Origin of the sequence: Bacillus sp. EKM202B (genome assembly GCF_011066025.1) — a bacterium.
GTDB classification, from domain to species: domain Bacteria; phylum Bacillota; class Bacilli; order Bacillales; family Bacillaceae_G; genus Bacillus_A; species Bacillus_A toyonensis.
In genome coordinates this window covers 134,519-141,114 of the sequence record NZ_JAAMNK010000012.1, presented here as the reverse complement: position 1 = coordinate 141,114, position 6,596 = coordinate 134,519, and the positions used below count along the sequence as shown (strand labels likewise).

Below are 6,596 nucleotides of genomic sequence, written 5' to 3'. Positions count from 1 at the left end.
GATCTTTCGCGTTATCGTCTTTCCATGTTTTCGTTCCTTCTACTTTTGTTTCGCCTACTTTTGTATTTGTGATGTCATAACCGTTGACTTTGGATTCATATCCAGCTATCGGTTGTTCCTTCACTTTATATTTGTACGCTACTCCATTTGCATCATACGCTACTAAATCTTTGAATTCATATTTCCAATCTGTTACTTTGCTTACTTCTTGCGTCGCAATCACTGTACCATTTTGTAAGAGGTCTACTTGAATCATTTCTGGACGATCTGTTGCGTTATCGTCGTTCCATGTCTTCGTTCCTTCTACTTTTGTTTGACCTACTTTTGTATTTGTGATATCAGTACCACTTACTTTGGATTCATATCCTGGTACTGGCTGTTCTTTCACTGTATACTCGTAAGCCTTTCCTTCCGCATCATATGCTTCTAGATCTGAGAATATATATTTCCAACCCAATACTGCTAGTACGTCGTGTGTTTGAATCACATTCCCGTTTTGTAGTAAGTCTACTTTGATCATTGTCGGACGGTCTGTTGCATTTCCGTCGTTCCATGTCTTCGTTCCTTCTACTTTTGTTTTGCCTACTTTTGTATTTGTGATATCAGTACCACTTACTTTGGATTCATATCCTGGTACTGCTTGTTCTTTCACTTCATACTTGTACGCTGCTCCGTTTGCATCGTATGCCTGAAGTTTTTCAAATGTGTACTTCCATTCTGTTGCCGCTGTTACTTCTTTCGTATCTACTACTTTACCGTTTTGTAAAAGATCTACTTTGATCATTTCCGGACGATCTTTCGCATTATCGTCTTTCCATGTTTTCGTTCCTTCTATTTTTGTTTCGCCTACTTTTGTATTTGTGATGTCATAACCTTTTAATTCAGACTTGTATCCGGCTACCTGCTGTTCTTTCACTTCATACTTGTACGCTACTCCGTTTGCATCGTATGCTTGCAGTTTTTCAAACGTATACTTCCAGTTTGTTGCCGCTGTTACTTCTTTTGTATCTACTACTTTACCGTTTTGTAAAAGATCTACTTTGATCATTTCCGGACGATCTTTCGCGTTATCGTCTTTCCATGTTTTCGTTCCTTCTATTTTTGTTTCGCCTACTTTTGTATTTATGATGTCATAACCGTGTACGTCAGATTGGTATCCGGCTACTGGCTGTTCTTTCACTTCATACTTGTATGCTTTTCCATTTGCATCGAACGCTACTAAATCTTTAAATTCATACTTCCAACCTGTTTCTTTGCTTACTTCTTGTGTCTCAATCACTGTATCATTTTGTAGTAAGTCTACTTTGATGGCTTTATGCTCTTCCTCTGTGCCACCTTTCCACGTCTTCATTCCTGCAACTGATGTCTTGCCTACTTTTGTATTCGTGATGTCATAACCATTGACTTTGGATTCGTATCCGGCTACTGCTTGTTCTTTCACTTCATACTTATATGCTTTTCCGTCTGCATCGTTTATCGCCAAATCTTTAAATTCATATTTCCAGCCTGTTGCTTCGCTTACTTCTTGCGTCGCAATCACTGTACCGCTTTGTAGTAAGTCTACTTTAATCATCGTTGGACGACCTTCCGCATTTCCGTCCTTCCATGTTTTCGTTCCTTCTACTTTGGTTTTTTGTACCACTTTTGTATTTGTAATATCATAACCGTTTACTTCTGTTGTGTATCCATCTATCGGTTGTTCTTTTACTTCATACTTGTACGCTACTCCATTTGCATCATACGTTGCTAGGTTGTCAAATTTGTATTTCCAACCATCTGCCGCTGTTACTTCTTTCGTGTTTACTACTTCCTCATTTTGTAGTAATTCTACTTTGATTGAACTTGGACGATCTTTCTCGTTATCGCCTTTCCACGTCTTCGTCCCTGCAATAGATGTAGTTTTCACCTTATTCGGAATTGGCAACTTAACTCCATTTACAGCATCTGATTTAACTTCAAAAATTACTTTTGCTTGAGGATCGAAATCAACATAGTCTGGAGCTGAAACTTCTTTCACATAATATTTACCTGGTTGTAAATTAGGGATTTCAATTATCCCTTTTTCATCTGTTTTATATACATCTCCAACTTGTTCATCAGACTCTTTATACAACTTAAACGAAACATTTGGGATTACTTTTTCTTCATCCCCTTCAATATGCTTCACAATTTTTAGTGTTCCTTTTGGAGTCACATTACCTTCAGCACCACCGCCAGCTATCATATTTTCGACTGGATGAGTACCCGATTCGGTAACTGGTTCCTTGTTTAGAACTTGGTAATCAATCGTATAATCATTCTTAAAAAACTCTTGCTTCTTCCCAGCTTCCGTTATAGTAGATGTATAACCAATCGAAAAGGAGGCAAGACGCGCTTTACCCTTATTAAGCACAACTTTAAATGATTTGTCTCCAGTAAAGGTAATCGTTCCGTAACCTTGCTTTTCAAGCTCTTGTAGCGTTAAAGATCGACGACCTATATAATCATCTACAATTATATAGAAACTATCCTTATTAAGTGTTTGACCTTCCTGTAAATTATCAGTCACAACAATATCACGACTTAACTCTTCTTTAGCCAAGTTTATATTCAAGAACCAACGTACTTCATCGCTCTTACCTGAGTTCATATCACCAGTTTTATAAAAAAATGGTGGCTTTCCAGGATCTGTACCCCCACCACTGCTTGGGCCGGTAATTGTTACAGATTGCTTATCTACATTTGTACCGAAATTGGTTTCAATCTCTTTCTTTTCATCCGTTCCTACATTAGCAGCTTCCACAAAAAAGTTTAAATACCCTTTAATATTTTGATGTGTACTCACTTTATCATTAAATGTACATACCACAGTACCTGCAGTGACTTTACAAGTACCATAATCATCTAATAGAAACTCTGTATTTAATCCTTTTAATTCTGGAGGCAGTGTTAATGTTAGTGTGTCTCCAGGCTTCATCTTAAGACTATCTTTTTCACTGAAGTTTATAGTTACTTTAGTCCGTTGTCCGATAGAAAGATCTGTTTTATCAATTTTAAAACTATCCACAAGTCCTAATGTATTTAATTCTTGTGCGTTTGCTACTATAGGTAAAAGACTCTGACCTATAGTAAACATGAAAATCATTATAATCGAAAAAATTGAAGTTATCCTTTTTAAATACATGCTTTCTGTTATCCTCCCTATAAAATGTTTCTAGATTCTAGAACAAATATACTATGACAAAGATTCCACTATATCAATGTCATTAAGCCACTCTACTAAAATATGTTTGATAGCTATTATCATCACCAACGCAAACGCTTGCTCTATAAATACAAAAATTCATTGCCGACAAGTATGGAAGAGCTATTTCACAGTAAATATGCATTTGGACAACTTCCTTACTTATCCTCCTAAAGAATACCAAGAAGTACAATCTATAATCGAATTTAGCATATCCGCCGAAGAAGGTTACGACTGTGAAACATGCTAGGATACTCGTATTCTAAAAGATGTCATTGAAGGTGCGTTTTCTGTCATTATGAGTTGAGGTGAAATTGGGCATATGTTAAAACGTTTTGTGTTTAGTTACACAACCAACCTACACACCGAAACAAATAGAACAAGAAGCATTATATAATTAAAAACGTTCTGGATGAAGTATTGGTTGCCTATGCAAGATGAAAGTCATATTCTCCAAATTTGAATACAGTGGAACGAATTTGGGGGTAACTAAAAAAGGGTATGATTGTCAACTGATTTCATATAAATCGTATAGAAATACGAAATTCAGCCTTTTCATTTTTGGAGTATATAAATGAGTGTCGAGAAAAAACACTTTGCCTAATGGGTTCCATGGCTATGTCGAAGAATTAAAATGAGCTTATATGTGATGATACTATCAAAACCGAGAGATTTATATCCTTTCATTATTTTTTATCAAATCATGAAAACTTTAATTGTACTATATGTACTATTTTAAACATACCACCCCTAGTTTCTTGACTAAGTTGGAAGTTTTCAAGATTGATTACTAATTGTTTAGATACTTGGTTAGATGCATTGTTATTTTAGTATTTGGCATAGCTGTAACAATATCTTTCAAAACAATCACACCATTTCCTAGTAACATTCCAACAACTAATAATACATATATGGATTTTGATAATCTTACCCCCAACAGTCTATTATTCTAGAATCGTTCCTAAAAATCAATAGTTAATTGGTATTTTTCTATTTTCACTTCATCACTATCACATATATTTAGATTAGAAAATTGGGCACAGAAAAAGAGATAGCTTTGCCATCTCTTTTTCTGTTTCAACTTCCCCTTATCAAGCCATACAGCTTTTCATTGGTCTTCTTTCTTTGACATCTAATCAGTCTATACATTGAATAGATGTTTTTATGTCAACTCGTATATCACTTCTAAACAAAAATAAGCATCTTTTCTTTTGTCTATTACATTTTTTCTGGTGCAGATACTCCTACGATTGCTAGTGCGTTTTGAAGTGTAGTTCGTACTGCTTTCATTAATTCGTAACGAGCTTTACTTAACTCTAAGTTATCTTGGTTTAATACTTTCTCTGCATTGTAGAAGCTGTGTAGTGCTGCAGCTAATTCAAATGCATAGTTTGTAATGCGGTGTGGCAGACGTTTTTGCGCTGCATCCGCAACTACAGCTGGGAATTCACCAAGTTTTTTCAGTAATTCTACTTCTTTCTCAGAAGTAACAAGTTTATAGTTCACGTCTCCGCCTGTAGCTAATCCTAACTCTTCACCTTGACGAAGGATACTGCATACACGAGCATGTGCATATTGCGCATAGTATACTGGATTTTCATTAGATTTTGATACAGCTAAGTCCATATCGAAGTCTAAATGAGAATCACCGCTACGCATTGCAAAGAAGTAACGCATTGCGTCCACGCCTACTTCTTCCATAAGCTCACGAAGTGTAACTGCTTTACCCGTACGCTTACTCATCTTCATTTTTTCACCGTTTTGGTATAGTTGTACCATTTGGATGATTTCTACTTCTAATGTGTCTTTATCGTAACCAAGTGCTTGAATCGCAGCTTTCATACGAGGAATGTAACCGTGGTGGTCAGCACCCCAAATGTTGATTAATTTATCGAAACCACGCTCTAATTTGTCGCGATGGTAAGCGATATCTGGCGTTAAGTATGTGTAAGAACCGTCGTTTTTAATTAATACACGGTTTTTGTCGTCACCGTAAGTCATTGAACGGAACCAAGTTGCGCCGCCTTCTTCAAAGATTTCGTCACGCTCTTTTAATACAGCAAGAGCCTGATCAATCTTTCCATTTTTGTATAATGATGTTTCTGAGAACCATACATCGAATTTAACACGGAAGCTCTCTAAGTCTTTTTGAAGTTTTGCTAACTCATATTTCAAACCGTATGAACGATAGAACTCATAGCTTTCTTCTGCATCAGCTTTCGCATAACGATCGCCAAACTCTTCAGCTAAACGTTTACCGATACCGATAATATCTGCACCGTGGTAACCGTCTTCTGGCATTTCTTTATCTAAACCTAACGCTTGCATGTAACGAGCTTCAACAGAAAGAGCTAAATTATGAATTTGGTTACCCGCGTCATTAATGTAGTACTCACGAGATACATCGTATCCTGCTTTTGCTAATACGTTACATAAAGTGTCACCTACCGCAGCACCGCGTGCATGTCCTAAGTGAAGGTCACCTGTTGGATTTGCAGATACGAACTCAATTTGTACTTTTTCACCTTTACCAGTGTTCGTTTCACCGTAAGCTTCACCAGCATTAACGATTGTTGGGATTAAGTCTGTTAAGTAACTATTATCCATATAGAAGTTAATAAAACCAGGACCAGCGATTTCAATTTTTTCAATAGAAGCTTTTGCTTTATCGAAGTTTGCAACTAATTCTTCTGCAATCATACGAGGTGCTTTTTTCGCAACACGTGCAAGTTGCATTGCCATATTTGTAGAGAAATCACCATTTGTTTTATCTTTTGGAGATTCTAATACAACGTTTGGAATTTGTTCTTCTGTTGCTAATTCTGCCTTTAATACAGCAGCTTGAATTTCTTCTTTAATCAATCCTTTTACCTGTTCTAAAGAATTCATTATTTTGCCTCCTTCAAGTTAATTGTAATTGTATATCTGCCAGCTTCTTGTTCACTTAGAAGCAATGCGTACGTTAAGAAGAGTTGTCCTTTTTTCTTTTCATCCGACCATTTAAAAAGAACGTTATCAGTTTTCGTTTGCAGTGCAAACGTACCAAGTTCACTCGTGTACGTACCAGTTGTCCATTCACCTTTCACATGCGTCTGACGCATAGAAATAGCACCTGAACGCATAATGAGAACTTGTTCATCTTGAATTTTTATAATTGTCTTCACTTCGCCTTGTTCGTTCGGCTCTTGGAATGTTACGTATGTACCTTGACCTTTTACATAGTATTGACCATTTGCTTCAAAAGCAACGGTTTCCTTCCTCGCCCCTTCACGGATTTCTGTTACGAAATGAACGTGTACCGGCAAGCCTGCAAGTTGTTTCTTCACGTCTTGCACACCTTTCAAATGTTATAGATATTAAATACTACTTATAA

Annotated in this window: 3 protein-coding genes; all 3 read right to left on the bottom strand. The window is 36.5% G+C overall.

Annotated elements, in window-relative coordinates:
• Positions 1-3,163: Cna B-type domain-containing protein (locus G9F74_RS16365; RefSeq protein WP_165406234.1), on the bottom strand; the 3,163-nt coding region annotated here is incomplete at its 3' end.
• 1,278 nt (positions 3,164-4,441) lie between these two features.
• A complete protein-coding gene (argS, locus tag G9F74_RS16360; RefSeq protein WP_001086439.1) occupies positions 4,442-6,112 on the bottom strand; it encodes an arginine--tRNA ligase in 1,671 nt (556 codons plus the stop codon).
• A complete protein-coding gene (locus G9F74_RS16355; RefSeq protein WP_000744343.1) occupies positions 6,112-6,549 on the bottom strand; it encodes a YwiB family protein in 438 nt (145 codons plus the stop codon). The genes argS and G9F74_RS16355 overlap by 1 nt, the downstream gene beginning before the upstream one ends.
• Between the last annotated feature and the right edge of the window lie 47 nt (positions 6,550-6,596).

Coding starts and splice junctions, on each gene's coding strand:
- argS (WP_001086439.1), bottom strand. CDS start 6,112: ATGAATTCTTTAGAACAGGTAAAAGGATTGATTAAAGAAGAAATTCAA.